The organism is Nocardia panacis (genome assembly GCF_003598715.1).
Taxonomy (GTDB): Bacteria; Actinomycetota; Actinomycetes; order Mycobacteriales; family Mycobacteriaceae; genus Nocardia; species Nocardia panacis.
In genome coordinates, this window is sequence record NZ_QZFU01000032.1 from 1 (window position 1) to 2,500 (window position 2,500).

General features: G+C 54.6%; 1 rRNA gene (cut by a window edge). It reads right to left on the minus strand.

The features are described 5' to 3' along the window. Window positions 1-57: 57 nt before the first annotated feature. Window positions 58-2,500 (minus strand): 23S ribosomal RNA (locus tag D5S18_RS36715) (it continues 476 nt past the right edge of the window).

Here is a 2,500-nt window from a genome sequence, read left to right on the forward strand (position 1 = left end):
GGCTTGCGCCCTGAAAACTGGATCGAAACCAAGCCGCTGATCATCTTCATGTGCTTTTTGGATAAGCCCTCGACCGATTAGTATTCGTCAGCTCCACACGTTGCCGTGCTTCCACCCCGAACCTATCTACCTCGTCGTCTACAAGGGGTCTTACATACTGGGAAATCTCATCTTGAGGGGGGCTTCACGCTTAGATGCTTTCAGCGCTTATCCCTTCCGTACTTGGCTATCCAGCCGTGCCTCTGGCGAGACAACTGGTACACCAGCGGTACGTCCATCCCGGTCCTCTCGTACTAAGGACAGCTCCTCTCAAATTTCCTGCGCCCGCGACAGATAGGGACCGAACTGTCTCACGACGTTCTGAACCCAGCTCGCGTACCGCTTTAATGGGCGAACAGCCCAACCCTTGGGACCTACTTCAGCCCCAGGATGCGATGAGCCGACATCGAGGTGCCAAACCTCCCCGTCGATGTGGACTCTTGGGGGAGATAAGCCTGTTATCCCCAGGGTAGCTTTTATCCGTTGAGCGATGGCCCTTCCATTCGGTACCACCGGATCACTAAGCCCGACTTTCGTCCCTGCTCGACCTGTTTGTCTCGCAGTCAAGCTCCCTTTTGCCTTTGCACTCTGCGAATGATTTCCAACCATTCTGAGGGAACCTTGGGGCGCCTCCGTTACGCTTTAGGAGGCGACCGCCCCAGTCAAACTGCCCACCTGACACTGTCCCCATACCCGCTTAGGGCACCAGGTTAGAACTCCGATACGATCAGGGTGGTATCCCAACGTCGCCTCCACACAAGCTGGCGCTCATGCTTCTCAGGCTCCCACCTATCCTGTACAGATCGTACCAAAGTCCAATATCAAGCTGCAGTAAAGCTCCATGGGGTCTTTCCGTCTTGTCGCGGGTAACCTGCATCTTCACAGGTATTAAAATTTCACCGGATCTCTCGTCGAGACAGCGCCCAAGTCGTTACGCCATTCGTGCGGGTCAGAATTTACCTGACAAGGAATTTCGCTACCTTAGGACCGTTATAGTTACGGCCGCCGTTTACTGGGGCTTCGGTTCACAGCTTCGGTCTTACCCTAACCGCTCCCCTTAACCTTCCAGCACCGGGCAGGCGTCAGCCCGTATACTTCGCCTTGCGGCTTCGCACAGACCTGTGTTTTTGCTAAACAGTCGCTTGGGCCTTTTCACTGCGGCCCCCTCGGGCTATTCACCCTACCGGGGCACCCCTTCTCCCGAAGTTACGGGGTCATTTTGCCGAGTTCCTTAACGAGAGTTCTTCCGCGCGCCTTAGCATTCTCTGCTCGCCTACCTGTGTCGGTTTGCGGTACGGGCACCTTCTCCCTGGCTAGAGGCTTTTCTTGGCAGCCTGAACTCATGACCTTCGGTACTCCAATTTTCCCTCCCCATCACAGCCCAGCCTTTCGATGTGCGGATTTGCCTGCACACCAGCCTCACTGCTTGGACGAGCATCCATCAGCTCGCGTCACTATCCTTCTGCGTCACCCCATCGCTCATAACGGTTCACGGTGGTACAGGAATTTCAACCTGTTGTCCTTCGACTACGCCTTTCGGCCTCGCCTTAGGTCCCGACTTACCCTGAGCGGACGAACCTTCCTCAGGAACCCTTAGGCTTTCGGCGGATCAGATTCTCACTGATCTTTTCGTTACTCATACCGGCATTCTCACTTGTAACCGCTCCAGCTGTCCTCACGATCAACCTTCAACGCTGTTACAACGCTCCCCTACCCCAGATATTTTCATATCTAGCCATAGCTTCGGTGGTGTGTTTAGCCCCGTTACATTTTCGGCGCAGAGTCACTCGACCAGTGAGCTATTACGCACTCTTTGAATGGTGGCTGCTTCTAAGCCAACATCCTGGTTGTCTGCGCAACTCCACATCCTTTCCCACTTAACACACACTTGGGGACCTTAGCTGATGATCTGGGCTGTTTCCCTCTTGACAATGGATCTTAGCACTCACTGTCTGACTCCCGGGTTAACGTCTGTGGCATTCAGAGTTTGACTGGACTTGGTAACCCTTGGCGGGCCCCGCACCCAATCAGTGCTTTACCTCCACGACGCATCTCCCGAGGCTAGCCCTAAAGCTATTTCGGGGAGAACCAGCTATCTCCGAGTTCGATTGGAATTTCTCCGCTACCCCCACCTCATCCCCGAATTTTTCAACATTCGTGGGTTCGGGCCTCCAGTGCGTGTTACCGCACCTTCACCCTGGACAGGGGTAGATCACACGGTTTCGGGTCTACGCCTGCAAACTCATTCGCCCTATTCAGACTCGCTTTCGCTGCGGCTTCGGCTTCTCACCTTAACCTCGCTTGCAAACGTAACTCGCCGGTTCATTCTACAAAAGGCACGCCATCACCCTTTAACGGGCTCTGACTTCTTGTAAGCACACGGTTTCAGGTTCTCTTTCACTCCGCTCCCGCGGTTCTTTTCACCTTTCCCTCACGGTACTGCTTCACTATCGGTCGCCAG